The following is a 561-nucleotide window of genomic DNA, read 5'->3' on the forward strand; positions in this document are numbered from 1 at the left end:
CTACATGTGGGCGCAGATGACCGATGGTTCAGGCGCCAGCGGCACAGGTCCGCCCATACGCCTGTTCGCCTACTCACCCTCACGCAGCACAGAGGCGGCGCAGCTTCTGTACGTCGGTGCGCGCGAGGGCGGCGTGCTGATGACCGACGGCTACGAGGTCTACAACAAGATCGCCTTGGCGAACAAGCTCGTGCAAATCGGGTGTTGGGCACATTGCCGGCGTTACTTCAATGACGCGCTGCAGGCCTTGCCCAAAGCCAACCGGGGGGCTGAGCAATTGGCGGCCAGGTTCATCGCGCTGATCGGCAAGCTCTACCGCGTGGAGGCCCTGGCCAAAGAGCAAGGGCTGGATGCGAATGCGCTGCTGCATAGCCGCCAAGCCAACAGTGTGCCCGTGCTGCAAGAGATCCAGGCCTTGCTGCTGGCCAACGTTCATGCGGTGCTGCCAGGCAGTTTGCTGGGCAAGGCGCTGCACTACCTGTCCTCGCAGTGGGCCAAGCTGGAGCGCTTCGTCACCAGCGGCAACTACCCGATAGACAACAACGGCTGCGAGAATTCGAT

General features: G+C 62.6%; 1 protein-coding gene. It reads left to right on the top strand.

Translation table 11 applies throughout. The features are described from left to right. Window positions 1-16 precede the first annotated feature (16 nt). A partial coding sequence (locus GVL52_RS31730; RefSeq protein WP_244619330.1) for an IS66 family transposase occupies window positions 17-561 on the top strand: 545 nt, incomplete at its 3' end.

Source organism: Rhizobium sp. 18055 (assembly GCF_902706285.1).
In the GTDB taxonomy this organism is placed as follows: domain Bacteria; phylum Pseudomonadota; class Alphaproteobacteria; order Rhizobiales; family Rhizobiaceae; genus Rhizobium.